24 protein-coding genes and 1 pseudogene are annotated in these 26,665 nt (G+C 72.0%); 14 read left to right on the top strand and 11 right to left on the bottom strand.

Annotated features, from left to right (window positions below; translation table 11 throughout):
- The first annotated feature begins 88 nt into the window (after window positions 1-88).
- Both MMB17_RS03735 and MMB17_RS03730 read left to right on the top strand, forming a co-directional pair.
- On the top strand, window positions 89-616 hold the full coding sequence (locus tag MMB17_RS03735; RefSeq protein ID WP_238313211.1) for an ankyrin repeat domain-containing protein: 528 nt from the start codon (window positions 89-91) through the stop codon (window positions 614-616).
- Window positions 617-713: 97 nt separating this feature from the next.
- Window positions 714-1,850, top strand: coding sequence for an alpha/beta fold hydrolase (locus MMB17_RS03730; protein ID WP_241101117.1), 1,137 nt, complete (start codon window positions 714-716; stop codon window positions 1,848-1,850).
- Between the two features lie 9 nt (window positions 1,851-1,859).
- Here MMB17_RS03730 and MMB17_RS03725 read toward each other — a convergent pair whose 3' ends face one another.
- From MMB17_RS03725 to MMB17_RS03710, 4 genes are read right to left on the bottom strand one after another with little or no spacing between them, the layout of a single operon-like run.
- A complete protein-coding gene (locus MMB17_RS03725; RefSeq protein WP_241101116.1) occupies window positions 1,860-2,381 on the bottom strand; it encodes an ureidoglycolate lyase in 522 nt (173 codons plus the stop codon).
- A 47-nt stretch (window positions 2,382-2,428) separates the two neighbouring features.
- Window positions 2,429-3,187 (bottom strand): ABC transporter ATP-binding protein, encoded by a 759-nt coding sequence (locus MMB17_RS03720; protein ID WP_238313205.1) that lies wholly within the window; start codon window positions 3,185-3,187, stop codon window positions 2,429-2,431.
- Window positions 3,184-3,936 carry an ABC transporter permease gene (locus MMB17_RS03715; protein ID WP_241101115.1) on the bottom strand — a complete coding sequence of 251 codons (753 nt, stop codon included), beginning with the start codon at window positions 3,934-3,936 and terminating at the stop codon, window positions 3,184-3,186. The genes MMB17_RS03720 and MMB17_RS03715 overlap by 4 nt, the downstream gene beginning before the upstream one ends.
- Window positions 3,937-3,954: 18 nt before the next feature.
- Entirely contained in the window at window positions 3,955-4,956 is a 1,002-nt protein-coding gene (locus tag MMB17_RS03710) for an ABC transporter substrate-binding protein (protein WP_241101114.1), read from the bottom strand.
- A 190-nt stretch (window positions 4,957-5,146) separates the two neighbouring features.
- On the opposite strand from MMB17_RS03710, the gene MMB17_RS03705 reads away from it, so the two are divergent.
- On the top strand, window positions 5,147-5,569 hold the full coding sequence (locus tag MMB17_RS03705; RefSeq protein WP_241101113.1) for a DUF3597 domain-containing protein: 423 nt from the start codon (window positions 5,147-5,149) through the stop codon (window positions 5,567-5,569).
- A gap of 43 nt (window positions 5,570-5,612) precedes the next feature.
- Here MMB17_RS03705 and flhA read toward each other — a convergent pair whose 3' ends face one another.
- Complete coding sequence (gene flhA / locus MMB17_RS03700; protein WP_241101112.1) at window positions 5,613-7,757, bottom strand: flagellar biosynthesis protein FlhA; 2,145 nt, start codon at window positions 7,755-7,757, stop codon at window positions 5,613-5,615.
- A gap of 178 nt (window positions 7,758-7,935) precedes the next feature.
- On the opposite strand from flhA, the pseudogene MMB17_RS03695 reads away from it, so the two are divergent.
- Window positions 7,936-8,490, top strand: a pseudogene (locus tag MMB17_RS03695) (hypothetical protein); the annotation flags it as partial.
- Between the two features lie 327 nt (window positions 8,491-8,817).
- Here MMB17_RS03695 and trhA read toward each other — a convergent pair.
- Window positions 8,818-9,498 (bottom strand): PAQR family membrane homeostasis protein TrhA, encoded by a 681-nt coding sequence (gene trhA / locus MMB17_RS03690; protein WP_238313194.1) that lies wholly within the window; start codon window positions 9,496-9,498, stop codon window positions 8,818-8,820.
- A 270-nt stretch (window positions 9,499-9,768) separates the two neighbouring features.
- Entirely contained in the window at window positions 9,769-10,827 is a 1,059-nt protein-coding gene (locus MMB17_RS03685) for a glycosyltransferase family 61 protein (protein WP_241101110.1), read from the bottom strand.
- A gap of 236 nt (window positions 10,828-11,063) precedes the next feature.
- Between MMB17_RS03685 and trpA the strand changes: the two genes are divergently transcribed.
- From trpA to MMB17_RS03665, 4 genes are all read left to right on the top strand, one after another.
- A complete protein-coding gene (gene trpA / locus MMB17_RS03680; RefSeq protein WP_241101109.1) occupies window positions 11,064-11,894 on the top strand; it encodes a tryptophan synthase subunit alpha in 831 nt (276 codons plus the stop codon).
- 81 nt (window positions 11,895-11,975) lie between these two features.
- The gene (accD, locus tag MMB17_RS03675) at window positions 11,976-12,890 is read left to right on the top strand and encodes an acetyl-CoA carboxylase, carboxyltransferase subunit beta (protein WP_241101108.1); all 915 of its coding nucleotides are present in this window, start codon (window positions 11,976-11,978) and stop codon (window positions 12,888-12,890) included.
- A gap of 16 nt (window positions 12,891-12,906) precedes the next feature.
- Entirely contained in the window at window positions 12,907-14,232 is a 1,326-nt protein-coding gene (locus MMB17_RS03670; RefSeq protein WP_241102108.1) for a bifunctional folylpolyglutamate synthase/dihydrofolate synthase, read from the top strand.
- A gap of 197 nt (window positions 14,233-14,429) precedes the next feature.
- A complete protein-coding gene (locus MMB17_RS03665) occupies window positions 14,430-15,317 on the top strand; it encodes an outer membrane protein (RefSeq protein WP_238313185.1) in 888 nt (295 codons plus the stop codon).
- Between the two features lie 176 nt (window positions 15,318-15,493).
- Here the strand turns inward: MMB17_RS03665 and trxA are convergent, their stop codons facing one another.
- On the bottom strand, window positions 15,494-15,814 hold the full coding sequence (gene trxA / locus MMB17_RS03660; protein ID WP_238313183.1) for a thioredoxin: 321 nt from the start codon (window positions 15,812-15,814) through the stop codon (window positions 15,494-15,496).
- A 388-nt stretch (window positions 15,815-16,202) separates the two neighbouring features.
- On the opposite strand from trxA, the gene MMB17_RS03655 reads away from it, so the two are divergent.
- Complete coding sequence (locus tag MMB17_RS03655) at window positions 16,203-17,486, top strand: PQQ-dependent sugar dehydrogenase (protein ID WP_241101107.1); 1,284 nt, start codon at window positions 16,203-16,205, stop codon at window positions 17,484-17,486.
- Window positions 17,487-17,592: 106 nt separating this feature from the next.
- Here MMB17_RS03655 and MMB17_RS03650 read toward each other — a convergent pair whose 3' ends face one another.
- A complete protein-coding gene (locus tag MMB17_RS03650; RefSeq protein WP_241101106.1) occupies window positions 17,593-18,498 on the bottom strand; it encodes a L,D-transpeptidase in 906 nt (301 codons plus the stop codon).
- 260 nt (window positions 18,499-18,758) lie between these two features.
- Between MMB17_RS03650 and MMB17_RS03645 the strand changes: the two genes are divergently transcribed.
- Window positions 18,759-19,025, top strand: coding sequence for a hypothetical protein (locus tag MMB17_RS03645; RefSeq protein WP_241101105.1), 267 nt, complete (start codon window positions 18,759-18,761; stop codon window positions 19,023-19,025).
- Window positions 19,026-19,337: 312 nt separating this feature from the next.
- Window positions 19,338-20,591, top strand: coding sequence for an MFS transporter (locus tag MMB17_RS03640; RefSeq protein WP_241101104.1), 1,254 nt, complete (start codon window positions 19,338-19,340; stop codon window positions 20,589-20,591).
- Between the two features lie 179 nt (window positions 20,592-20,770).
- Here the strand turns inward: MMB17_RS03640 and MMB17_RS03635 are convergent, their stop codons facing one another.
- The gene (locus tag MMB17_RS03635; RefSeq protein ID WP_241102107.1) at window positions 20,771-21,511 is read right to left on the bottom strand and encodes a ComF family protein; all 741 of its coding nucleotides are present in this window, start codon (window positions 21,509-21,511) and stop codon (window positions 20,771-20,773) included.
- A gap of 23 nt (window positions 21,512-21,534) precedes the next feature.
- On the bottom strand, window positions 21,535-21,759 hold the full coding sequence (locus MMB17_RS03630) for a hypothetical protein (protein WP_238313336.1): 225 nt from the start codon (window positions 21,757-21,759) through the stop codon (window positions 21,535-21,537).
- A gap of 132 nt (window positions 21,760-21,891) precedes the next feature.
- Here MMB17_RS03630 and MMB17_RS03625 point away from each other — a divergent pair, with 132 nt between their 5' ends.
- From MMB17_RS03625 to addA, 3 genes are read left to right on the top strand one after another with little or no spacing between them, the layout of a single operon-like run.
- On the top strand, window positions 21,892-22,779 hold the full coding sequence (locus MMB17_RS03625) for a methyltransferase domain-containing protein (RefSeq protein ID WP_241101103.1): 888 nt from the start codon (window positions 21,892-21,894) through the stop codon (window positions 22,777-22,779).
- Window positions 22,780-22,781: 2 nt separating this feature from the next.
- On the top strand, window positions 22,782-23,150 hold the full coding sequence (locus tag MMB17_RS03620; RefSeq protein ID WP_238313172.1) for a DUF427 domain-containing protein: 369 nt from the start codon (window positions 22,782-22,784) through the stop codon (window positions 23,148-23,150).
- 24 nt (window positions 23,151-23,174) lie between these two features.
- Window positions 23,175-26,645 (top strand): double-strand break repair helicase AddA, encoded by a 3,471-nt coding sequence (gene addA, locus MMB17_RS03615; RefSeq protein WP_241101102.1) that lies wholly within the window; start codon window positions 23,175-23,177, stop codon window positions 26,643-26,645.
- Window positions 26,646-26,665 lie beyond the last annotated feature (20 nt).

Here is a 26,665-nt window from a genome sequence, read left to right as displayed (position 1 = left end):
GCGAAAACCGCCGCGCCGGAGTCTCCATCGGCTGGACAGGGAGGGGCGGGGGCGCCAGATGCCGGCTGCCGCAAGCAGTGAGATCCCGATGGCCGAAGACCGCCCCGCCGCCCCGCCCGCCCTCGACGACGAGACCCTCGCCTTTGCCGGGCGGGTCTTCCAATATGCCCGGATGGGGCATGCCGCGGAGCTTGCCGAGCTGTTCGGGCAGGGGCTGCCGGCCAATATCCGCAACGACAAGGGCGACAGCCTGCTGATGCTCGCCGCCTATAACGGCCAGGAGGAGACCGTGAAGGTGATCCTCGAGGCCGGCGGCGATCCGGAGCTCGCCAACGACCGTGGCCAGACCCCGCTCGCCGGCGCCGCCTTCAAGAACGAGCTCGGCATCGCCCGGCTGCTGCTGGAGCACGGCGCCCAGGTCGACGGCACCGGGGGCGGCAGCCGCACCGCCCTGATGACCGCGGCGATGTTCGACCGCACGGAGATGGTGGCCCTGCTCCTCGATCACGGCGCCGACCCGGATGTGCGCGACGGCGCCGGGCAGGATGCCGCGGCGCTCGCCCAGTCCATGGGCGCCACGCAGACCCCGGCCCAGCTCGCCGCGGCCAAGCGCTAGAAGCCTGCCGCCGGGCACAACTTCGGCGCGCAAGGCCCTCGACCGGCAAAGTGAATACGGAATAATCTCCGCCCAAAGAACGTGGGAGGAGGGTTTCGTGAAGAGGGTGTTCCGGATGGTCGGCGCCGCGCTCGCCGGCGGCTGGCTCTGCGGCGCGGTCGCGGCCGCGCCCGCCGCCTATCCCAACCAGAAGGAGGGCGACCTCGTCGTGAAGGATTTCCGCTTCGCGGGCGGCGGCAGCCTGCCCGAGGCGAAGCTGCACTACACGACGCTGGGCACGCCCCACCGGGACGAGACGGGCGAGATCGACAACGCGGTTCTCGCCCTGCACGGCACCACCGGCACCGGCAAGGCCTTCCTGGTCCCGACCCTGGGGCTGGAGCTGTTCGGCCCCGGCGCCCCCCTCGATGCGGAGAAGTACTTCGTGATCCTGCCGGACGGCATCGGCCGCGGCGGCTCCTCCAAGCCCTCGGACGGCCTGCGCGCCCGCTTTCCCCGCTACGGCTATGCCGACGTGGTCGAGGGCCAGTACCGGGTCGTCACCGAGGGGCTCGGCATCAAGCATCTGCGCCTCGTGCTCGGCACCTCCATGGGCGGCATGCAGGCCTGGATGTGGGCCGAGCGCTATCCCGGCATGATGGACCTGGTGATGCCGGTGGCGAGCCAGCCGATCCCGGTGAGCGGCCGCAACGCCCTGTGGCGGCGCCTGCTGATCGAGGGCATCCGCACCGATCCCGAATGGAAGGGCGGCGACTACGAGAAGCAGCCCTCCCGCTTCGGGAAGATCCTGCCGATCTTCAACATCATGACCGAGAGCGTGCTCGGCCTGCAGAAGGACGCGCCGACCAATGCCGGCGCCCAGGCGCTCTACGACAAGCTCGCCGCCGCCTACGAGAACAAGGCCGACGCCAACGACTGGCTGTACTGGTTCGATTCCTCCTTCGACTACGACCCCTATCCGCAGCTCGACCGGATCACGGCCAGGGTGCTCGCCGTGAACTTCGCCGACGACGAGCTGAACCCGCCCCAGCTCGACGTGATGAACGGCGCCATCGCCAAGGTGAAGGAGGCCCGCTTCGTGCTGGTGCCGACCTCGCCGGACACCCATGGCCACCAGTCCCTGCGCTACGCCAATCTCTGGAAGGGCTACCTCGCCGAGTTCCTGGCGAGCCCGAAGGCCGCCACGGACAAGCCGAACGCGGCCGAGGGCCCCGGCGGCGCGCCGGCCCGCTGAGGCCGGCGCTCAGCCCCGCGGAGGGGGCGGGGCGTCCGGCAGGTGGATGCGCCAGGGCTGCTCGAAAGGGTGCTCGTCGAGATTGGCTCCCGGGCCGCCCCGGTCGACCACCAGGAAGTCCTGCGCGGCTCCGAACGGGGTCAGCACCCCGTGCCACGTGCCCCGATGGTAGCTGACGCCCTGGCCCGGCGCGGTGACGAAGGCCTGCGGCCGGCCGGGCCGGTCTCCCTCGTCCGGGCAGACCACGACGAGGAACGGCGCGCCGTTCAGGGGCATGAAGGCCTGGCTGCCGAGGGGATGGCGTTCGACGAGGCGCAGGGTCAGGGGCATCGCGCAGGGCTGCGCCGCGACGAGGCCGATCACGACGCGGCCGTCCGCGCCCGCCACGCAGGCTTCCGCGAGCGCCGGAAAGCGCTGCGCCCGGCCGCCGTTCATCGGGCGCGCCGCCTCCGCCCGCTTGTCGAGGACGTCGCCGAAGGGGGCGAAGGCCTCCCGCGTGAGGGGACGCGCGATCAGGATCCGCTCGCTCACGGGGCTGCTCCATGCCAGGGGACGGCCCGCGCGGGATCCGTCCCGGTTCAGAGATCCGACGAGCGCCGCGACAGCTCGGCGCGCAGATGGCGCGCCGCCTCGATCAGGCCCGCATCGCGCCGCCGGCGCGGGCGCGGCTGGTCCAGGGTGACGTCGGCGGCGATGCGGCCGGGGCTGCCGGCCAGCACTACCACACGGTCGGCGAGATAGACCGCCTCGTCGATGTCGTGGGTCACGAACAGCACGGTCTTGCCGGTCTGCGCCTTGATCCGCTGCAGCTCGTCCTGCAGCCCCTCACGGGTGAAGCTGTCGAGGGCCGAGAAGGGCTCGTCCATCAGGAGCACGTCCGGATCGACGGCGAGGGCCCGGGCGATGGCGACGCGCTGGCGCTGGCCGCCGGAGAGCTGGTGCGGCCAGCGCTGGGCGAGATCGGCGAGGCCGACGAGCTTCAGCATCGCCTCGGCCCTGGCGTAGCGCTCCGCCTTCGACAGGCCGCTGTTCTCCAGGCCGAAGGCGACGTTGGCGATCACCCGCCGCCAGGGCAGCATCCGCGCATCCTGGAAGACCAGGGCCATGGGCGTGCGGACCTTGGGATCCGCGTCGATCGTCACGCCGCCCCCGCTCGGCTTGGCGAGCCCGATCAGCACCCGCAGCAGGGTCGACTTGCCCACCCCGGATTCGCCGACGATCACCAGGAACTGGCCCCGCGGGATCGCGAGGTCGAGCTCCGACAGGATCACGTTGCGCCGGCCGTCGCGCGCGTAGGCGAGGCTGAGGCCGCGGATGTCGATGATCGGCCGGCTCACGCGCGCCACCGCAGCAGGAAGTTCTGGAGGGCGACGAAGCCGGTGTCGAACAGGCCGTAGAGGGCGGCCATGGTCAGCATGTAGACCACCACGATGTCGGTGGAGAGGAGCGAGGAGGCCTGCATCATCCGCGCGCCGATGCCCGGCACGCCGAAGATCTCGGCGGCGACCACCGCCATCCAGGCCTGGCCCAGGGCCGTGCGCAGGCCGACCAGGATGCCCGGCGTCGCCGCCGGCAGCAGGATCTTGGTCAGGCGCGCCCAGGCGGAGCGGAAGCCGAAGGCCTCGGCCACCTCGAGCAGGTCGCGGTCGACCCCGCGCACCGCCCCCTGGGTGGCGAAGAACACGATCCAGAACACGCCGATGGCGATGATGAACACCGCGGCTGCCGGCTGCACGCCGAACCAGATGATCGCGAAGGGCACCCAGGCGAGGCCCGGGATCGGCCGCAGCAGCCGCACGATCCAGGCGGTGACGCTCTCGAAGGGGCGGAACATGCCGCTCAGGGTGCCGAGCGCGATGCCCATGCCCGCGCCGAGCCCCAGCCCGACCACGTAGTGGCTCAGGCTCTCGACGACCGCCGTCGGCCAGGCGCCGCCCGCGATCTCCTTGAGGAAGGCGGTGGGCAGGGTCGAGGGCGGCGGCAGGAAGGCCGGGTTGACGAGGTCGAGCCGCGGGGCGGCCTCCCACAGGCCGAGGAAGGCGAGGAGCCCCGCCGCCGCGAGCCCGGTCGAGCGCAGGAAGGTCATGGCGTCATGGCGTCGGGGTTACGGCTTGGCGGCCTTCTCGTAGAAGCTCGGCACGAACAGGCCGTCGATCGGCACCTCCTTGTCGAGGGTGCCGACGGTGACCTGGAAGGCCTGCATCTGCTTCGTCGCCTCCACGATCACCCGCGGGTCGGCGGTGAACTTGGCGGCCGGCGAGGTCAGCGCCTTCTGGATCGTGGCGACGTCGGTGATGCCCTTGCCCAGCGCCGCCTCGACCGAGGGCGCGGCCTTGGCCGGGTCCGTCTTGAGGAGGTCGACCGCCTTCACGAGCGCCTTCACCAGGCCCTCCACGGCGGCCGGGTTCTTGTCGGCGAACTTGCCGTAGACGGCGACCACGGTGCCGGGCTGATCGGGGAACATCTCGCCGCCATTGGCGATCAGCTTGATCGCCGGGTTGCGGCCCTGGACGATGGTGAGCGCCGGCTCGCGGATCGAGGCGCCGTCGACGGCGCCGGCGAGCAGGGCCTGCTGCGTGGCGTCGATGCCCATCGGCACGATCTCCACATCGGCCTTGTCGGCCTTCGCCACCTGCCAGAGCCAGTGCTGCAGGGTGGTGTTGGGCACCGAGCCGGGGGGCTGGGTGGCGAGGCGGGCCGGCTTGCCCTCCTTCGCCCGGTACTGCTGGAACGCCTCCGCCTTGCTCGGCGCGCTCGCGAAATAGGGGGCGAGCTTCGGGCCGGCGACGAAGACCATCTCCTCGACCGCGGTGGCGGCCACCACGCGCACGTCGATGCCCTTGGTGCGGGCGACGGCCAGGGGGGCGATGCCGGCGACGTAGACGTCGATCGTGCCCGAGGCCAGCGCCTGGATCATGTTCGGGCCGGATTCGAAGGTGGTGAAGCTCGGCTCCAGCCCCGCCTCCTTCAGCCAGCCCTCGCCGCGGGCGACGAAGATCGGCGCGGCGCCGATGACGGGGATCACGCCGATGCGCACGGGCACCTGTTGGGCCTGGGCGGGCACGAGGAAGGCCAGGGCCGCCAGCGCGGCGAGCAGGAGACGCATGGGGCAGGGTCCGGTATCGCGGGAACGGCTCCCCTTACGCATGGACGCGCGCAAGATCAAAGCGGCGTGATCGGCGGAACCCCGCCGTCCCCAGTCTCGGCCCCGATCGGCGGGTCAGGAACGCGGACCGGCCCCGCTTCGTTACGCTGGCGCTGCGCGACCCGCGCGGCCCGGACAAGGGATATATGCCATGAGCCTCCTCGGCAGCATCGTCAGCAAGATCCTCCATCCGTTCGGCGGCGGCGAAGCCCAGGCCAAGGAAGGTCCTGCGCCCTCGCAGGCGGAGGCCAAGCCCGGCGCGGGCGGCGACGCCCCCGCCACGCCCACGAGCGGCGGCACGGCCGGCAGCGGCGGCACCGTCGACGTGGCGGAGGTGCTCGACGGCCTCGCCGCCAAGAACCCGCAGAAGCTCGACTGGCGCCACTCGATCGTCGACCTGATGAAGCTGATCGACCTCGATTCGAGCCTCACCGCCCGCAAGCAGCTCGCGGACGAGCTGCACTACACCGGCGACAAGAACGACTCGGCCACGATGAACATCTGGCTGCACAAGCAGGTCATCAGGAAGCTCGAGGAGAACGGCGGCAAGGTGCCGGCCGACCTGAAGGACTGAGCGCCGATCCGCCCTCTCCCCTCTGCGGGAGAGGGCTTTTCCCCTACAGAGACCCCACCGTGCGCAGCCGCGCCCGCGGGTGGATCTCCGCCTGGCTCATCACCGCCGTCTCCCGGCGGAAGCGCTCGATGATCGAGCGCACGAAGGGCCGGGCCTGGGCGGAGGTGACCAGCACCGGCATCTCGCCGCGCCGGGCCGCGGCCTCGAAGCGGTCGCGCACGGCGTTCACGAATTCCGACAGGCGCGAGGGCTGCATCGCCAGGTAGCGCTCGTCGCGCTCGCCCACGATCGACTCGATGAAGGCCTGCTCCCAGGCCGGCGACAGGGTGATGATCGGCAGCGTCCCGTCCGGCCCCTGATACTGCGCGCAGATCTGGCGGCCGAGGCGCGCGCGGACATGCTCGACGATGTCGCGCGGGTTCTTCACCTGCCCCGCCACCTCGGCGATGCCCTCGACGATGGTGCCGAGGTCGCGGATCGAGACGCGCTCGGCCAGCAGCAGCTGCAGCACGCGCTGGATGCCCGTGGTCGCGATCTGGCTCGGCACGATCTCCTTGAAGAGATCCATGTGCTCCTTGGGCAGCTCCTTGAGCAGCTTCTGCACCTCGACATGGTTCAGGAGCTCGGAGACATGCGCCTTGATCACCTCGGTGAGGTGGGTCGAGACCACGGTGGCCGCGTCGACCACGGTGTAGCCCTTGAGCTGGGCTTGGTCGCGCAGGCTGGCGTCGATCCAGGTCGCGGGCAGGCCGAAGGTCGGCTCCAGCATGTGCTGGCCGGGCAACTGCACCTGGCCGCCCATCGGGTCCATGGCCATGAACTGGCCGGGGAAGATCTGGCCGTTGCCCGCCTCGATCTCCTTCACGCGGATCACGTAGCCGTTGGCGTCGATGCCCACATTGTCGAGGATGCGCACGGAGGGCATCACGAAGCCGAGCTCGGCGGCGAGCTGGCGGCGCAGGGCCTTGATCTGGTCGGTGAGCCGGTCGCCGCCCTCGCCGCTGACGAGGGGCAGGAGGGCGTAGCCCATCTCGAGCTTGAGGTCGTCGAGCTTGAGCAGGTCCGTCACCGTCTCCTCGCCGGCCGCGGTCGCGGCGGAGGCGGCGGTGGGGGTGGCCACGGCGTTCTCGGCCGCCGCGCGCTCGCGGTTCACCTTGGCGATCTTCCAGGCGGCGTAGCCCGCCCCGCCGCCGAGCGCCAGGAAGGGCAGCATCGGCATGCCGGGCAGGAGGGCGATGAGCAGCATCACCCCCGCCGACATGCCGAGGGCCTTCGGGTAGTTGGCGATCTGCTTGCCCAGGGCCTTGTCGGCGGCGCCCTTCACGCCCGCCTTGGAGACGAGGATGCCCGCTGCGGTCGAGACGATCAGGGCCGGCACCTGGCTGGCGAGGCCGTCGCCGATGGTGAGCAGGGTGTAGGTCTTGGCGGCCTCGCCGAAGCCGAGGCCCTGCTGGGCCACGCCGATGATGATGCCGCCGATCACGTTGATCGCGGTGATGAGCAGGGCGGCGATGGCGTCCCCGCGCACGAATTTCGAGGCGCCGTCCATGGCGCCGAAGAAGGAGGATTCCTCCTCCAGGGCCGCGCGCCGGGCCTTGGCGACCTTCTCGTCGATGAGCCCCGCCGAGAGGTCGGCGTCGATCGCCATCTGCTTGCCGGGCATGGCGTCTAGGGTGAAGCGGGCCGCCACCTCGGCGATGCGGCCCGAGCCCTTGGTGATGACCACGAAGTTCACGATGATCAGGATCGCGAAGACGATGATCCCGATCACGAAATTGCCGCCCATCACGAAATGCCCGAAGGCTTCGATGACGTGGCCGGCCGCCGCCGTGCCCTCGTGGCCATGGCCGAGGATCAGGCGGGTCGAGGCGAGGTTGAGCGCCAGCCGCAGCATCGTCGCGATGAGCAGCAGCGTCGGAAAGACGGTGAATTCCAGCGGGTTGTCGATGAACAGCCCGGTCATCATGATCAGCACGGACATGATGATCGACACCGCGAGCAGCAGGTCGAGCAGCACCGCCGGCAGCGGGAAGATGAGCACCGTGAGGATGCCCAGCACCGCCGTGGCGAGGAACAGGTCGGAGCGCTTCGCGAGGGCCTGGAGGCTCGCGCGGTCCGGCAGCGTAAGGCCGCCGAGGCCCGGGAATCCGGGCCGGCCGGTGGTCACCGCGCCTGCCGTCTCGCTCATGCTCGTCCGCATCCCGGCCGCGGGAAGGGCGCGGCAACCCGGCAAGAATTGCCGGGCACACGGTTAGCGGAAGGTTAACGCGGCGCGCGCCGCCTCCGCGCGCCGCCCCCGCTCGGGAACCAGCCGGAGCCGACCCGCTTGATCGGACAGGGGTCGGAAGGCCCCGAAGGAGGACATCATGGCGGCCAGGACGATCACGGCCCTCTTCGACGATTACGAGGAGGCGGCCCGCGCCATCGACGCGGTCGAGGCGGAGGGAGTGCCGCATGCCGCTATCAGCATCGTGGCGAGCAACCCCGACGACCGGCATTCCGGCCGCGTCCCGCCCCAGCCGCCCGGCCGGCCGACGGCCGTGGCGGGGCACGACGCCGCCGACGGCGCCGGGACCGGCGCGGCGGTCGGCACGGTGATCGGCGGCGGGGCCGGGCTGCTCGCGGGCCTCGGCCTCCTCGCCATCCCCGGGATCGGCCCGGTCGTGGCCGCGGGCTGGCTCGTCGCCACGGTGGCGGGGGCCGGATTCGGCGCCGCCACCGGCGGCCTGCTCGGCGCCCTTACCGGCGCGGGTTTGAGCGAGGCGGATGCGGAGGCCTATGCCGAGGGCGTGCGCCGGGGCGGCACCCTGGTGACGGTGCGGGCCGAGGAGGACTTGGCGGACCGGGTCCTGCACATCCTGGAGCGCGGCGGCTCGATCGATCTCGACGAGCGGGCGAGCGACTGGCGGAGCCAGGGCTGGCAGGCGACGGGCGCGGCTTCGGCCCACCCGGTCCCGGCGCCCCCTTCCGCGACGCTCCCCGCCGCGGCTGCCGCCGTCCCTCCGGCGGCGACCCCTGCCGCTCCGCCCGGCTCCAGCACGCATTCCGTCCCGGTCCCGACCCCCGAAGACGACGACGAGGCGGAGCCGTTCTCGAGCGGCGAGCCCCGGCCCTCCACGGACCCGACCCACGCCCCCCATACCCGTCAGGTGCCCGGCGGCATCCGTTAGGGACGCGACGACGCGGCCGCCCCGTGAGGCGGCCGCGGTCTGCCATGAGAGCGGATCGGGGGCGGCGCGGCGCCGGCCTCAGGGTTTGGCCTCGAGCACGCTCGCCATCACGGTGCCGTAGTGGCAGGCCGTGGCGAGGAGCACGAAGCCGTGCCAGATCGCGTTCTGGAAGGGCAGGCTGCGCCAGACGTGGAAGACCACGCCGAAGGAGTAGAGCAGGCCGCCGATGCCGAGCAGCCAGAGCGCCTGAAGCGACAGGCCGGCGATGATGGAATCGTAGGCGAGCACGCCGCTCCAGCCTAGCATCAGGTAGAGGGCGATGGAGACCCGGTCGAAGCGGCCGGGCATGGTCAGCTTGATGGCGATGCCGATGGCGGCCACCGTCCAGATCAGGGCGAGCAGGCTCCAGGCGACCGGGCCGGACCCGACCAGGGCCACCAGCGGCGTGTAGGTGCCGGCGATCATCAGGTAGATGAAGGCGTGGTCGTAGCGCCGCAGGATCCATTTGCGCGGGGAGACCGGCCACATGTTGTAGGCGGCCGACGCCCCCAGCATCGCCACCAGGGCGGCGGCGTAGATCAGCACCGAGGAGAGTTCGGTCCAGCCGAGATGGGTGAGCGCGGCGGTCACGATCAGGGCGATCGCGCCGGTCAGGCCCAGCGCCACACCGACGAGGTGGATGGCGCCGTCCGCCAGCAATTCGTGCCGGGTATAGTGCCAGGTCAAGGCCAGGGGCCTGCCGTCCTCCGCCAGGGACATTGTCGGCGCCTTTCTCCTCTCTGTTGCCGTGACGATAAGAGGAATCGCCCCAAGTCGTTCCATAGGAAGAGTACGGACTTTCGGGATATCGTTACCGCATCTCTTCGCAGGTACTCCGAAAGAGAAAGGTGGGGCGTCACGCTCGACTGACGTCGGGCGTGGTTTCACATTGCACTGCGCCGTTCATCTTGCGCCGCAAAACACAGCGACCTCCACTCTACGTTGGGTCCGTGACATGGGTACGACTTGCGACAGCGGGCCCGGCGCCGGTTATCGCCCGTGGATTGGCCGCAAGGACCGGGCCAGGAGCTGTCTAAGCCCGGCGAGCGGGCCGTCCGTGTCGGGCGCGTCCCGGGCGAGCCGCTCGGCCTTGCGCAGCAGGGCGGCCGCCGTGCCCTTCGGGTCGGGCAGCTCCCAGGCCACGTCGAAGCCCGCCCGCGTCACGTAGCGCGTGTCGGGAGCGTGGTAGTAGCGGGCGCGCGTTCCCGCCACCCGGTCGACCAGGGCGAAGTTCGCGTTGAGCGCGGGCTGCCAGTTGAGCCCGACGACCCGCCGCCCGGGCGCGGCGAAGGCGGTGGTGTGGAAGGCGGATCCCGCCGAGCCCAGCACGACCGGATGGGCCGAGAGCAGGCGGACCTGCTCGGGGAAGCGCAGGGTCTCCGGATGGGCGATCGCGACCCCGCGCCGCGCCAGCTCGGCCTCCAGGGCGTCCTCGTTGACGATCCGGGCGATGCCCGCGCCGAGCCGGGTCTTCGAGAGATAGAGGAAGCGTTCCTGGCGTTCCCCCTCCCAGTAGGGCCGGCCGATGGCGCGGCAGAGGTCGCCGAAGACCGCGTGCACGCCGCTCTGCTCGGTCAGGCTCGGGGCCGGCACCAGAACCTCGGCGAGCCGCAGGGGCGCCCCGGGGCTCTCCAGCTCGTCGAGTTCGTAGCCGAGGCGGCCGAAGATCGCTGCGCCGAAGCCGGCCCAATGGGCGTCCTGGACCGGGCCGGGGCGGTGGCAGAGCAGCGCCGGCCTCTCCCCCTCCCAGCCGATCAGGGGCCAGAGCCGGGGGAGCGTGTTGAGCAGGAAATGCCCGTAATGCCAGGCGATCGGCCCGAGATAGAGGGCGCGGCCGAGCGCCGAGGGCGTGCCTTCGGGCAGGCGCTCCCCGGGGGCGAGGTCGCGCCCGGCATCGCCGATCCGGGTCGGCCCGGAGAACAGGCCCCAGGCCCCCTCGGGCCGGGGCGGCACCAGCAGGGCGTCGCGCACGGGAACGAGCGCCGGGGGCGCCTCGATCCAGTCCGCCCGTCCCCAGAGCGTCGTGCAGCGCAGGAGCGGCCGTGCCATACGTCCCGACGCTCCTTCGCGGGTGGGGGAAAGCGGGCCGCCATGCCATGCCCGCGGCGGGAAGGCCAAGCCCTGCGGCAGAAAGGCCGAGCCCTGCGGCAGCAAGGTTAAGCCCCGCGGGGCCCGCGCGCGCGTCCCGGTGCTTCACGGCGCCGGTGCGATGGTGTAGGCGCGGCCCCTTGTTCGCATCGGATCCGCCGGTGCTCCGACCAGACCCGGCCGCGAGGCATTTCCGCATGACCGCCCGCATCGAAGCCGCCTTCGCCCGCTGCCGCGCGGAAGGCCGTGCCGCCCTCGTCACCTACGTGATGGCGGGCGATCCCGATCCGGAGACCTCCCTCGCCGTGCTCAAGGCGCTGCCGAAGGCCGGCGCCGACATCGTCGAGTTCGGCCTGCCCTTCACCGATCCGATGGCCGACGGCCCGGCGATCCAGGCCGCGGGCCTGCGGGCGCTCGCCGCGGGCCAGGACCTGCGCAAGACGCTGGCCCTCGTCGCCCGCTTCCGCGAGGAGGACCGGGACACGCCGGTCGTGCTGATGGGCTACTACAACCCGATCCACAGCTACGGCGTGCCGGCCTTCCTCGAGGCCGCGCTGGCGGCGGGAATCGACGGGCTGATCGTGGTCGACCTGCCGCCGGAGGAGGACGACGAGCTCTGCCTGCCGGCGCTCGCCAAGGGCCTCGCCTTCATCCGCCTCGCCACGCCGACGACGGATGCGGAGCGCCTGCCCGCCGTGCTCGCGAACACCGCGGGCTTCGTCTACTATGTCTCGATCACCGGCATCACCGGCACGGCGACCCCGGATTTCGGGCGCGTGGCCGAGGCGGTGGGCCGCATCCGTCCGCATACGGACCTGCCGGTCGTGGTCGGCTTCGGGGTGAAGTCGGGGGCGCATGCCGCCGAGATCGCCCGGGGCGCGGACGGCGTCGTGGTCGGTTCGGCCCTGGTCGACGCCCTCCATCGCAGCCTGGACGCCGAGAATCGCGCCCAGGCGGGGAGCGTCGAAGCGGTGGCCGGTCTGGTGCGCGAGCTCGCGGCGGGCGTGCGCGGCGTCGCCAAGGCCTGATCCGCCGCAGGAAAACCGCATCTCCCTGGCATTGGCCGCCGCGTATTCCGATATCGGCCCAATCCGGCAAGGATCTCTTCCATGGTCGAAGCGATGAACTGGATCTCGGAGGTCGTGCGCCCCAAGATCAAGACGCTGTTCAAGCGCGAGACGCCCGAGAATCTGTGGATCAAATGCCCCGATACCGGGCAGATGGTCTTCCACAAGGAAGTCGAGCAGAATCTCTGGGTGATCCCGGGCTCCGAGCATCACCTCAAGATGAGCGCCCCGGCCCGTCTCAAGGCGATGTTCGACGAGGGCACCTGGATCGACGTGCCCCTGCCCGAGGTTCCGGCCGACCCGCTCAAGTTCCGGGACGAGAAGCGCTACGTCGACCGCCTCAAGGAGGCCCGCGCCAAGACCGGCATGCCGGACGCCTTCAAGATCGGCTTCGGCCGGGTCGGCGGCCTGCCCATGACCATCGCCGCGCAGGAATTCGGCTTCATGGCCGGCTCCCTGGGCATGGCGGCGGGCGAGGCCTTCATCCGCGGCGCCGAGACGGCGCTCGAGAAGCGCACCCCCTACGTGCTGTTCTCCGCCTCCGGCGGCGCGCGCATGCAGGAGGGCATCCTGTCGCTCATGCAGATGCCGCGCACCACCGTGGCCGTGCGCCGGCTCAACGCGGCCCGGCTGCCCTACATCGTGGTGCTCACCAACCCGACCACCGGCGGCGTCACCGCCTCCTACGCCATGCTCGGCGACGTGCATCTCGCCGAGCCGGGGGCGCTGATCTGCTTCGCCGGCCCGCGGGTGATCGAGCAGACCATCCGCGAGAAGCTGCCCGACGGCTTCCAGCGGGCGGAGTACCTGCGCGAGCACGGCATGATCGACCAGGTCGTGCACCGCAAGGACCTCAAGGAGACCATCGCCCGGCTCTGCCGCCTGCTGATGAACGTCCCGGCCGAGGCGGCGAAGAAGCCGGAAGCGGCCTCGGCGCCCCGGCCCGAGCCGGCGTGAGCGGGATGGCCCGATGATGGATTCCTCCGACGCGCTGATGGCGCGCTTCCTCGCCCTGCATCCGCGGACGATCGACCTCTCCCTCGGGCGCATCGAGCGGCTGCTGGAGAAGCTCGGCCATCCGGAGCGGCGTCTGCCGCCGGTGATCCATGTGGCCGGCACCAACGGCAAGGGCTCCACCATCGCCTTCATGCGGGCGATCCTGGAGGCGGGGGGACTCGCCGCCCATGTCTACACCTCGCCCCATCTCGTCCGCTTCCACGAGCGCATCCGCCTCGGCGCCATCGGCGGCGGCGTCTTCGTGCCGGAGGAGCAGCTGGCCGACGCCTTCAGCCGCTGCGAGACCGCCAATGACGGCGACCCGATCACCGTGTTCGAGATCACCACGGCGGCCGCGCTCCTGCTCTTCTCGGAGGCGCCCGCGGACGTGCTGCTGCTCGAGGTCGGCCTGGGCGGGCGGGTCGACGCCACCAACGTGATCGACCGGCCGGCCTGCGCCGTGGTGACGCCGATCGGGCGCGACCACGCGGAATATCTCGGCGACACCCTGGAATCGGTGGCCACCGAGAAGGCCGGCATCTTCAAGCGCGGCTGCCCGGCGGTGATCGCCGCGCAGGACTACGCCCAGGCCGATTCGGTGCTCTGCCGCCGGGCCGAGGCGGTGGGCGCCGGCCCGATCTTCGTCGGCAACCAGGATTTCTCGGTGCACGAGGAGAGCGGCCGTCTCGTCTACCAGGACGAGCGGGAGCTGTTCGACCTGCCGCGGCCGCGCCTCGCCGGCCGCCACCAGCTCACCAATGCCGGCACCGCCATCGCCGCCCTGCGCGCGGCGGGCTTCGGCGATCTCGGCTCCGCGGCCTTCGAGACCGGCCTGCGCCGGGTCGAGTGGCCCGGCCGCCTGCAGCGCCTCACCAAGGGGCATCTCGCCGAGATGATGCCGAAGGACGCCGAGCTCTGGCTCGATGGCGGCCACAACGCCGATGGCGGCCGCATCCTCGCCGCCGCCATGGCCGATCTCGGCGAGCGCAGCGACGTGCCCCTCGTTCTCGTGGTCGGCCTGCTCGGCACCAAGGACGCGGAGGGCTTCCTGAAGAACTTCGTCGGGCTCGCCCGCTCGCTGATCGCCGTGCCGATCGCCGGGCAGCTCGCCGCGCGGCCGGCGGAGGAGGTGCAGCGGATCGCGCAGGGCGTCGGCCTGATGGCCGAATCGGCGTCGAGCGTGGAGGCCGCCCTGGCGAGCCTCGCGGCGACGGTGTTCGAGAAGCCGCCGCGGGTCCTGATCTGCGGCTCGCTCTATCTCGCCGGTGCTGTCCTGACGGCGAACGGCACGATTCCTACCTGAACTTTAACTAGATTGAATTCTCCCTGTCCCATTTGGGAGAAGCGTCTTCCCGAGACTGAGTTTCCGCGGCTCATGACCGCGGAGATTTCCCACTCCTGCGGTTGCGCTCGGGTGGCGGTGTGGCCTGAGGGTTACATCGTGGGGGTGGAAAATGGTCTAGCTTCCACGGCGATCGGGCAATTCGCTGGGGATCAACAATGAAAAAGCTTCTTACGTCGCTCGCCGCCTTCACGGCGCTGACGGCTGCGGCTTCCGCCGCTGACCTGCCGCGTCGCGCTGCTCCGCCGGTCTTCACGCCGGTTCCCGTCTTCACCTGGACCGGTTTCTACGCCGGTTTCAACGCCGGCTACGGCTTCGGCGTGCAGGACAACACCGCCGCTCCGGTGGTGGGCGTGAACGCCGCCACCGGCCTCGTGCCGGCCGGCACCACCGCGGTCATCGCCTTCGGCGACAACCGCAGCACCGACGGCTTCGTCGGCGGTGGTCAGATCGGCTACAACTACCAGTTCACCCCGGGCAACGGTGTGGTCGTCGGTATCGAGGCCGATGCCCAGTACGTCGATTTCGGTCGTGACCGGAACCGCTTCACGGTCGTGAACAGCACCGCCGCCGTCAACGGCCTGGCCGCTCAGCAGGTGTTCAACCCGAACGGTCTCGCCGGCCTCGACTTCTTCGGCACCGTCCGCGGCCGCATCGGCTACGCCTTCGACCGCGTCCTGTTCTACGGCACCGGCGGTTTCGCCTACGGCGCCGGCGGCGGCCGCGAGTTCGGCCTGCCGAACAGCTCGCGCGACGACTTCCGCACCGGCTACGCCGCCGGCGGTGGCGTCGAGTACGCTCTCCCGACCGACTCGTTCCTGAACTTCTTCCGCTCCTCGGCCGTCACGCTGAAGGTGGAAGGTCTGTACGTGAACCTCGATCGCGGCGGCGGTGCCCTCAACGGCGCCTTCGCGGTGAACAACGCCGGCACGGTCATCACCACGACCTCCCCGGGTGTGGTCGTCGCTTCCGGCGCCCTGCGCCGCAACGACACCGAGTTCGCCGTCATCCGCGCCGGCCTCAACTACAAGTTCGGCTCCTACTAAGCCGACCGAGGGTCCTCGAAACCACGGAAAGCCCGGCCGCAAGGCCGGGCTTTTTCGTGTTCGGGACCGGCCGGCGAAGCCCGGGCCGTTGCGCCTTCTGGAGCGCCCACGAAAAAGGCCCGGCGGGGAACGCCGGGCCTTTCGCGCGCCGGAGCGCGCCGGAAACGGGGAGCGGATCAGGCGCTCGCCTGGATCCAGCGGGAGAGATCGCCCTTGGGGGCGGCGCCGACCTTCTGGCTGGCGAGCTTGCCGTCCTTGAACAGCATCAGGGTCGGGATCGAGCGGATGCCGTAGGTCGAGGCGATGCCGGGATTCTCGTCCACGTTCACCTTGGCGATCTTCACCTTGCCCTGCAGGTCGACGGAGATCTCCTCCAGCGCCGGGCCGATCTGACGGCAGGGGCCGCACCACTCCGCCCAGAAATCCACCACGACGGGTTCGGCGGACTTGAGAACGTCCTGCTCGAAGCTCGCGTCGGTCACTTTCACCGTGGCCATGGCCGGTCCTTTCCGAAACGTCACACCTGTCGCCCTGGAACCGGGCGACCTGCCCTTCCTTGGAAGCGAGTTGCCGAGAATTGGCGCCGCCCCCCTTCACGGTCAAGGCGGACGGCGTCCGGGGCAGGGCAGGGGCGCAGGGATCTCATGAAAACCCGGTGAGGAGCGCCGGGCCGTCGCGCCGAGGGATGCCTTTCGTCGGCCCTTGCCCCGCTTCGGGGCTCGCCGCGGCGGGGTTGCCGCCCCATGTGGCGAGCGGAGCCGGCGTTTCCCCGGCACCCTCCGCGCGCGATCTCGCCGGAATCGCGCGGCCAGACGACCAGGATGTCTCGTGCCCTTCCTTCGGGAGGCGGGGCCGCCGGTACGGGATCGGACAAGGAACAACGACGTGACGCGCTTCTCCCTCGCCCTGCTCGCCTCCGTCGCCGCCTTCTCGCCGGCCGCCTTCGCCCAGCAGGAGGGGACGGAGCCGCGCGCGCCCCGGATCGAGGGCGACGCCTTCCAGGCCCCCGCGGCGCCGACCGCCGGCGAGAAGCCCGCGGAGACCCAGGCCCCGAACACGAGCTACACGCCGCTCCTGCCCAACCAGACCCGGGCGCCCCAGCCTGCCAAGGCGACGCAGGTGGAGGTGAGCCCGGTGGTGAGCGGCCTCGACAGCGCCTGGGCGCTCGAATTCCTGCCGGACGGGCGCATGATCGTCACCGAGAAGGCGGGCAAGATCCGGCTGATCGGCAAGGACGGCAAGCCCGGCCCGGCCATCGCCGGGGTGCCGAAGGTCGATGCCCGCGGGCAGGGCGGGCTCCTCGACATCGCGCTCAGCCCGAGCTTCGCCGGCGACAAGACGATCTATTTCAGCTTCAGCGAGCCCCGGGACAAGGGCAACGGCACCAGCGTGGCCAAGGCCAAGCTCGTCGAGGACGGCAAGGGCGGCGGCAAGCTCGAGGATCTGAAGGTCATCTTCCGCCAGACGCCGTCCTATGACGGCGACAAGCATTTCGGCTCGCGCCTCGTCTTCGCGCCGGACGGCAACCTCTTCGTCACGGTGGGCGAGCGCTCGGACAAGGGGCCGCGGGTGCAGGCCCAGGACCTGTCGAGCGGCCTCGGCAAGGTCTTCCGCATCGACAACGAGGGCAAGGCGCCCAAGGACAATCCCTTCATCGGCAGCGACAAGGCCAAGCCCGAGATCTGGTCCTACGGCCACCGCAACGTGCAGGGCGCGACCCTCGACGGCCAGGGCCGGCTCTGGACCGCCGAGCACGGCCCGCGCGGCGGCGACGAGCTCAACCGGCCGCGGCCGGGGCTCAATTACGGCTGGCCCCTCGTGACCTACGGCATCGAGTATTCCGGCGAGAAGATCGGCGACGGCGCCACCCAGGCCGGCGGCACCGTGCAGCCGGTCTATTACTGGGATCCGGTGATCGCCCCCTCGGCGCTCGCCTTCTACGACAAGACGCTCTTCCCCGAGTGGAAGGACGACTTCATCCTCGGCGGCCTCGTCAGCACCGGACTCGTGATCCTGAAGGTGAGCGGCGACAAGGTGCTCACCGAGGAGCGCATCCCCCTCGATCACCGCATCCGCGACGTGAAGGTGGGGCCGGACGGCGCCGTCTATGCCGTCACCGAGGGGCCGGACGGCCAGATCCTCAAGGTGACGCCGAAGAAGAGCAGCTGACGCGTCTTCTCGAAAACAGGGTCCGTTCGGCGCGGGACGGCGAGCCCGGACCCGGCGCCGCCGGCCCGATGCGATCGGGCCGGCCGTCGCGCGGGCGGGGCGGGCCTCAGCCCAGCACCACCACCTTGGCGCCGACCTCGACGCGGCTGAACAGGTCGATCGCGTCCTGGTTGATCATGCGGATGCAGCCCGAGGACACGCTGCGGCCGATCGAGGCCGGCTCCGTGGTGCCGTGGATGCGGTAGAGCGTGTCCTTGTTGTTCTGCCAGAGATACATCGCCCGGGCGCCGAGCGGGTTGCGCGAGCCGCCGGGCACGCCGAGGCCGCTCTGCAGCGTGGAGACCTCGCGGGCGAGCGCCGGCTTGCGGGCGATCATCTCCTTGGGCGGATACCAGTCCGGCCAGGCCTGCTTCGCGTTGATGGTCGAGGCGCCGGACCAGGAAAAGCCCTGCTTGCCCACGCCGACGCCGTAGCGCCGCGCCCGGCCGCCGGGCAGGACCAGGTAGAGGTGATGGGCCTTGGGATCGACCACGATGGTGCCCGGAGCCTCGCTGCCGGTATAGGCCACCTCCTGGCGCAGGAAGGAGGGGTTGGCCTTCTTCCAGTTGAAGGCCGGCACCGGGAAGGGCTCGCCCTGCACGGCGGCATAGGCCTTGGCGTAATCGATCGGCCCGTCATCCGGCTTCGCGTTCGCCGCGGCCGCGCCGTTGGCGGCCGGCGTCGGCGGCTCGGCGGGCGGGGGCTCGCCGTAGCGCTCGGCCCGGCGGCGGGCATAGGCCTCCGCGTCGAGATCGATCTCGGGATCGGCCACCGGCCGGCCGTTGCTGACCCGGCCGCGATAGGGCACGTAGTCCCCGCCGCGGCGGCGATAGAGGTTGCCCTGCTCGTCCCGGTAGAGCCTGTCGTCGTCGTAGCCGCCCAGGCCCTGGGCGAGGCCGAGGCTCGGGACGGCGGACAGGAGGAGGCCGGAGACGGCTCCGGTCAGGATCTGGCGGCGGTTCTTGATGGACATGGATCGCTCGATGGATCGCCGGACGAGGCCGGTCCGGATGGCACCCCGGAAGGCACAACGCGGAACGGTCAAGCCTGCTCCCTAGCAAGCTTGCGGTTGCGCGTCACGCGACCGGGAACCCCGCGGCGGCCCGACCTGCGGGCAGGCTTTACCATCCCGTAAAAATTGAGCGGAAAGCCGCGCGAATCGAGCGGCCTCGTCATTGAACTGTCGGCACCCGTGGCGATCTATGCGGGGAAGATCCCCTGAGGAACCGCCCCGTGCCCGTCGCTCCGCTCCGGCGCCCCCTCGCCCGTGCCGCAGGCTGTGTCCTCGCCTGCGCGTTCGCCCTCGGCGCGGGCGGCGCCGAGGCCCGCAGCCCGAAGCGCGTGCCGCCCCCGGCCGAGGCCCCCGCCGCGGCGGAGCCGGCCAAGCCCGGCGTGACCTGGACCTCGGGCGAGGCGCCCCTCCTCTGCAGCACCGGCCGCCGCAAGATGTGGCAGGACGGCGAGGGCTGGATCGTGCGCCGGGTAAAGATCTGCCGCTGATCGCCCACGCGGTCCGCAGGACGCTTCGGTGAGACGACGCTTCGACGACAGGGGCGCGCCGCTAGGCAGTGCGGCGCGGCAACAGCCTCTTTCCTGAGCAATCCCACGGATGAGGCCGCGCCCCCCGCCGTGGCCGGCGCCCGCACCGGATCTGGCACGGCTGCTGCATGGGTCGGCCGCCGCTTCTTGAACGCGGCGCGCGGGGCAACGGCGCCTCGCATGCGGACGGCGCGAGTCCGGATCCCCCGCATGAGCGGCTCCGCCCGGCGATTGGCCGGCGCTTCGGGCTGCGTTCGAGAGACGAGCACTGCCATGGCCAGTTTCAAGACCGTGATGAAATCCGGTCATCCCAAGACCCTGTTCGCCGCCTTCCTCTATTTCGATTTCTGCTTCGCGATCTGGGTGCTGAACGGCGCCATGGGTCCGTTCATCACCGAGACCTACAAGCTCACCCCGGCCCAGACCGGGTTCATGATCTCGCTGCCGATCATGGCGGGGGCGATCATGCGCTTCCCCCTCGGCGTGCTCGCCCAGTATATCGGCCGCAAGAACGCGGCGATCACCGAGATGAGCATCATCATCCTGGCGATGGCCTACGGCTTCTTCTTCGTCTCCTCCTACAACGACGTGCTCGCCATGGGCGTGCTGCTCGGCATCGCCGGCGCCTCCTTCGGCGTGGCCCTGTCGCTCGGCTCGGGCTGGTTCCCGCCGGAGCACAAGGGGCTCGCCATGGGCATCGCCGGGGCCGGCAATTCCGGCACCGTGCTCGCCGTGCTGTTCGCGCCGCCGCTGGCCCAGGCCTATGGCTGGCAGACGGTCTACGGCTTCGCCGGCCTGGTGATGGTCCTGCCCCTCGTGGTGATGATCGCCCTGGCCAAGGAGCCGCCGGACGCCCACCGGCAGACCTTCAAGGAGCATGTCTCCTGCCTGTTCACCAAGGACGGCTGGGCCTTCTCGCTGATCTACATCATCACCTTCGGCGGCTTCATCGGCCTATCGAACTTCCTGCCGACCTTCTTCTACGAGCAGTTCGCCGTCACCAAGGTCGAGGCCGGCCGGCTGACCATGCTCGCCGCCCTGATGGGCTCGGGCATCCGCATCCTCGGCGGCTATTTCGCCGACCGCATGGGCGGCCTCCTGGTGCTCTCGATCGTGCTGCTCGCGGCGATCGGCTCCTTCCTGGCGCTCACCGGCGCGCCCTCCCTGGCGCTGACCACCGGCCTGTTCATGCTCTGCTTCGCCGCGCTCGGCGCCGGCAACGGTGCGCTGTTCCAGCTCGTGCCCCTGCGCTGGCCGAACAACACCGCCGTGGCCGGCTCGATGATCGGCGAGATCGGGGCCCTCGGCGGCGCGATCCTGCCCAACGTCATGGGCTTCTCGAAGCAATATACCGGCGCCTTCGGCCCGGGCTTCGTGGTCTATGCCCTGTTCGCGGCCATCGTGCTCGGCTGCCTGTTCCTGTGGCAGCGCAAATGGGTCGGCGCCTGGGTCGGCCCCCGCGGCAAGGTGCTCGCGCCGGAGACGGAGGCGGCCGCGACGGGCACGCTCAAGCCCGCCACCGCCTGAGCGGTGGCCTCGCAGGATCGGAAGAACGCAACGGGGGCTTCGGCCCCCGTTTTCGTGTCGCGGCGCGTCCCGTTGATCAAAGCGCGCATGGCCGAAGCGATCGTGCGGAAACCCGTTAAGGTATTGTATCGAAACAGTCTTTTGCGCGGCGAGGGTCGCCCCATCGACCGGCCTCCGGCTCACCCCTGCACGGCGACGGTCGCGAAGGTGAGCAGGTCGACCTGTTTCGCCCCGCCCCGCAGCAGGGCCCGGGCGGCGGCGTTGCCGGTGGCGCCGGTGGTGGTGACGTCGTCGACGAGGAGGAGGCGCCGGCCGGCGATCCGCGGGCGGGCGGCCTCGGGCACGCGGAAGGCGCCCTGCAGGTTCTGCGCGCGCTGGGCCCGGGTGAGGCCCACCTGCGGGCGCGTCGCCTTCACCCGGGCCAGCGCCTGGAGGTCGCAAGGCCGCTGCGCCAGCCGCCCGACCGCCCGGGCGAGCAGGGCCGATTGGTTGAAGCGGCGGCGCCAGAGCCGCAGCCCGTGCAGGGGCACCGGCACGATCAGGTCGGTCTCGGCCAGGAGATCCCGGCCCGCGGCGGCCATCATCCGCCCCATCACCCGGGCGAGGTCGAGGCGGTCGCCGTATTTGAGCCGGTGGACGAGGTCGCGGGCGGTCCCGTCGTAGAGCGCCACCGCCCGGGCGCGGGCGAAGACCGGTGGCTCGGCGATGGCCCGCGGCGAGAGCAGCGGGCCGAGGCCGAGATCGAGGGCAAAGGGGGTGCCGAGCCGCTCGCAGAAGGGCCGCTCGATCAGGGACAGGCCCGACCAGCAGGCGGGGCAGAGGGCGTGGGGCTCGGCGGTGGCCGCGCCGCAGCCCACGCAGGTCGGCGGATAGACGAGGCCGAGCGCCCCGTCCCAGGCGGCGCGCAGCCCGGCGAGCAGAAGGGTCCGGGCCGCCGCCGTGCTCAGCGGGCCGGCTGCTGTTGGGGTTGGGCGGCCGCCTTGTCCTTCTTGTTGGCGTAGTGGTGGCCGATGGCGCAGCCGGCGGCGGCGCCCGCGACGCCGTGCCCGGCGGCGTGGCCGGCCAGGCCCCCCACCAGCGCTCCCTTGATGCAGCCCTTCGCCTCGGCGCCGCCGGCGAAGGTGGCGGCGGCGAGAACGAGGCCCGCGGCGACGAGATGGCGGATCATGCTGGACACTCCGTTGAAAAGCGGCACAGCAACGGGCGGCCCCGCCCCGGCGTTCCGCCCTCCCGAAAGCGTGAAGCGCGATGATCCGCCAGACTGGCGCCGGCGGCAAGCCGGGACCATGTTGAGCCCGCGATGAACCCGCCGCCGCCCCTGTTCGACACCGCCCTGATCCGGCACCGCCTCGCCCGCGCCCGGCGTGCAGGCTTCGCCGATTTCCTGCTCGCGCGGGTGATCGAGGATGTCGACGACCGCCTGTCCGCGGTGCTGCGGCGCTTCCCCCTCGTCCTCGACCTAGGGACGCCGCTCCCCCAGCTGGCGCAGGCCCTGCGGGCGAGCGAGGGCGTCGAGGCGGTGCTGCGCCTGAGCCCGCTCGCCGAGCCGGGGGCGCCCCTGACGGTCCTGGGCGAGCCCGAGGCGCTGCCCTTCGCCGGGCAACGCTTCGACCTCGTCGTCTCGGCGCTCGCCCTCCAGCACGTCAACGACCTGCCGGGGGCGCTGGCCCAGCTGCGGCGGGCGCTCAAGCCCGACGGGCTGTTCCTCGCCTGCCTGATCGGCGGGTCGAGCCTGACCGAGTTGCGCCAGAGCCTGCTCCAGGCGGAGAGCGAGCTCGCCGGCGGGGTCAGCCCGCGAGTGGCGCCCTTCGCCGAGGTGCGCGACCTCGGCGGCCTGCTGCAGCGGGCGGGCTTCGCCCTGCCGGTCACGGACACGGATCGGATCGTGGTGCGCTACGCCGACGCCTTCGGCCTGATGCGCGACCTGCGGGCCATGGGGCTCACCAACGCGCTCAGCGAGCGCAGCCGCGCCGGTTTGCGCCGCGACGTGCTGATGCGGGCGGCCCAGATCTATGCCGAGCGCTTCGCCGACCCCGATGGCCGCCTGCGCGCCACCTTCGAGATCGTCTGGCTCTCCGGCTGGGCGCCCCACGAGAGCCAGCAGAAGCCCCTGCGCCCCGGCAGCGCCAAGGCGCGCCTCGCCGAGGCTTTGGGAACCGACGAGCGCCCCCTCACCCCCGGAGGTTGACCATGAAGGAGCCCGGCCCCGACCATCCGATCGTGATCGCCCCGCACCCGGCCGCCGTGAGCGTGCGGGTCGCCGGCACCCTGGTCGCCCACACGCGCAACGCCCTGCGGCTGACGGAGGCGCGGTATCCGCCGGTGCTCTACATCCCGCGGGCGGATGTGCGGGCCGACCTGCTGCGGCCGAATCCGCGCACCACGCAGTGCCCCTACAAGGGCGAGGCGCACTATTTCGACCTCGCGGTCGGCGACGACCTGCGCAGCGCCGCGGCCTGGAGCTACGAGACGCCGTTCCCCGCCGTCGCCGCGATCCGCGGCCATCTCGCCTTCTATCCCGACCGGGTGGATGCGATCGAGGAAGAGCCCGGTCTATAAGCGGATCCCGGTCCGGAGCCCGTCTTGAACAAGCCCTTCGTCGTCGATGCCCTCACGCAGGACCGGCAGCGCCGCGCCGCCGATCCCCGCGCCTCGGCCTGGGTCTCGGCCAATGCCGGCTCGGGCAAGACCAAGGTACTCACCGACCGGGTGCTGCGCCTGCTGCTCGACGGGGCGCGCCCCGGGCGTATCCTCTGCCTCACCTTCACCAAGGCGGCCGCCGCCAACATGTCGAACCGGGTGTTCGACCGGCTCGGCCGCTGGGTCACCCTGGAGGAGGGGGCCCTCGCCGCCGAGCTCGAATCGCTCACCGGCGCCCGGCCGGCCCGGCGCCAGCTCCAGGTCGCCCGGCGCCTCTTCGCCCATGCGGTCGAGACGCCGGGGGGCCTCAAGATCGAGACCCTGCACGCCCTCTGCGAGCGGCTCCTGCACATGTTCCCCTTCGAGGCGAACGTGCCGGCCCGCTTCGTCGTGCTCGACGAGAACCAGAGCGGCGAGGCCTTCGCCCGCGTCACCGACGACGTGCTCGCCGACGCGATCCGCGGCGGGCATCCGCATCTCAGCGCGGCGCTGGACATCGTCGGCCCCGAAGCCTCCGGCGAGACCCTGCGCGAGGCGATCCGCGCGGCGATGCGGCGGCGCGCCCTCTTCTCCGATCCCCGCGCCCTGAAGCCGGGGCTCGCGAGGCTGACCAAGGCGCTGGGCCTCGAGGACGGCGACGACGAGGCGGCGCTCCTCGCCCGCATCTTCGACCGCGCCCCCCAGGATCTGCCCGGGCTCGCGGAAGGCCTGCGCACGGGCAAGGCCACCGACGAGAAGCTCGCCGAGGGGCTCCTGGCCGCCCATGCGGCCCGGGGCACGCCGGAGGGGCTCGCCGCCTATCGCAGCGTGTTCTTCACCGAGAAGCAGGAGCCGCGGGCCGAGCGCAGCCTCGGCACCAAGGCGGTGCCGCCCGCGGTGAAGGAGGCCCTGCTCGCCGAGCAGGCCCGGCTGATCCCGCTCCTCGACGCCCTCAAGGCCGCCCAGGCCGCGGGCCGGACCCAGGCCCTGTTCACGCTCACCGCCGAGATCCACCGCCGGGTCGAGGCGCACAAGGCGCGCATCGGCGCCCTCGATTTCGACGACCTGATCCACAAGACCGTGGACCTGCTCGGGCGGGTCGAGGCCGCCTGGGTGCTGTTCAAGCTCGACAAGGGCGTCGACCACGTCCTCATCGACGAGGCGCAGGACACCAACCCGCAGCAATGGGAGATCCTGCGCCGCATCACCGCGGATTTCGCCAGCGGCTTCGGGGCGCGCCCGCTCCTGCGCACCCGCTTCGCGGTGGGCGATCCCAAGCAGTCGATCTACAGCTTCCAGGGCGCCGAGCCGCGGGAATTCGCCGCCACCCACGGCGACTGGCGGAAGGCCGCGGCCGAGGCGGAGCTCGCCTTCGAGGACGTGAAGCTGGAATTGTCCTTCCGCTCCGCCCGCGGGGTGCTGCGGGCGGTCGATGCGGTCTTTGCTGTGCCCGACCATTTCCAGGGCCTGTCCTTCGAGGACGGGGCCACGGGCACCGTGCACACCTCCGCCCGCGGCGAGGCGCCGGGCTCCGTCGAGCTCTGGCCCGTCGAGGTGCCGGCGGAGGAGACCGAGCCCGATGCCTGGGCCGCCCCCGTGGACGCGCCGGAGGCGAGCGCCCCGGGCATCGTCGTCGCCCGCCGGATCGCCCGGGCGGTGCGGGAATGGACCACCCGGGGCGACGCCCTCGGGCGGCGCTGGCGGCCGGGCGACATCCTGGTGCTGGTGCGCAAGCGCTCCGCCGCCTTCGAGGAGGTGATCCGGGCGCTCAAGGCGCTGGGCCTGCCGGTGGCCGGCCAGGACCGGCTCGAGGTCGCCGCCCATATCGCGGTGGCCGATCTCGTCGCCATCGGCCGGGCCGGGCTCCTGCCCGCCGACGACCTGACGCTCGCCACCGCCCTCAAGACGCCCCTGGTGGCGCTCACCGACGACGACCTCGTGCGCATCGCCGCGGGCCGCCCGGAATCCGAGACCCTGGAGGACGCGCTCGCCCGCCACGCCGAGGCCGGAGACCCGGCCGCGCGCCGGGGGCATGCGGCCCTGCAGGGCTGGCGCGCCCGTGCCGCCTGGCAGGGGCCATTCGGCTTCTACGCCGCCCTGCTCGGCCCGGAGGGCGGCCGGGCGAAGCTGGTGGCGCGCCTCGGCGGCGAGGCGGGGGACGCCGTCGACGTCTTCCTCACCGAGGCGGCCAAGGCCGAGAACGGCACCGACGCGCCGAGCCTCGACGCCTTCCTCGCCCGCTTCGTGGCCCGGCAGGTCCGGGGCGAGCCGGGCATCACCGTCAAGCGCGACATGGAATCGAACCGGGACGAGGTTCGGGTGATGACCGTGCACGGCGCCAAGGGCCTGGAGGCCCCCGTCGTCGTGATGATCGACGGCTGCGAGCCGCTCGGCCGCAACGATCCGCCCCTGCTGCCGATGGGGCCGGAGAGCATCGTCGCGCCGCTCCCCCCGGTCTGGCCCGGCGCCAAGAGCCAGGATTGCGCCGCCACCACCGCGGCGCGGGCCGCCCTGCACGCCCGGGCGCGGGAGGAGCACAACCGCCTGCTCTACGTCGCCATGACCCGGGCGGCCGACCATCTCGTGATCGCACCCTATTGCGGGGCGACCGAGCCCGACGAGGCCGCCTGGAGCCGGATGATCCGCACCGGGCTGGAGCGCGGCCTCGGCCCGGGCACGGACAGCGAGGCGGCCTACGGGCCGATCACCCTCTGGCAGGACGGCACCGCCCGGGCGGAAGCCGAGGCGCCGGCCGCGCCCGGGGCGGTGCGTCCCGGCCCGGAGCCCCTGCCGGACTGGCTGCGCCGGCCCGTCCCGGAGGAGCGCGACGCGGCGCCTCCGCTCACGCCCTCGAACCTGCTCGGCGCGGCCGACGGCCCCCGCGATTCCCGGCGCCGGGAGGCCGGGGCCGAGGCGCGGCAGCGCGGCACCCTGATCCACGCCCTGATCGAGCATCTGCCGCGGGTCGCGCCGGAGCGCCGGGCGCAGACGGCGGCCCGCTTCGTGGAAGCCCGCGCCCCGGCCATGGCCGCCCCGAAGCGCGCGGCCATCGTCAAGGCGGTGCTACATCTCCTGGAGGAGCCGGATCTCGCCCCGCTCTTCGCGCCGGGGGCCCAGGCGGAGGTCGCCCTGTCCGGCCGGGTCGTGGCGGGGGGCGTCGAGCGGATCGTGTCCGGGCGGATCGACCGGCTCGCGGTGGGCGAGGGGGTGGTGCGGCTCTGCGACTTCAAGACCGGCCGGCCCCCGGCCGCGGAGGCGGCGCTGCCGCCGGCGGAGGCGGCGCAGATCGCCCTCTACGCCGCGCTCCTCGCGGAGCTCTATCCGGGCCGCCGGGTCGAGCCGATCCTGGTCTGGACCGCCGGCCCGGTCCTGCGCCGCCTGTCCCCGGCGGAGATCGCGGACGCCCTCGGCGCGGCGGCGATCTCCGCCGGGTGAGGCCGCCGGCCCGGGCGAGA

This window comes from Methylobacterium organophilum, from assembly GCF_022533465.1.
In the GTDB taxonomy this organism is placed as follows: domain Bacteria; phylum Pseudomonadota; class Alphaproteobacteria; order Rhizobiales; family Beijerinckiaceae; genus Methylobacterium; species Methylobacterium organophilum.
Note: the sequence above shows the minus strand (reverse complement) of the source record. Positions and strands in the feature narration are given on the sequence as shown.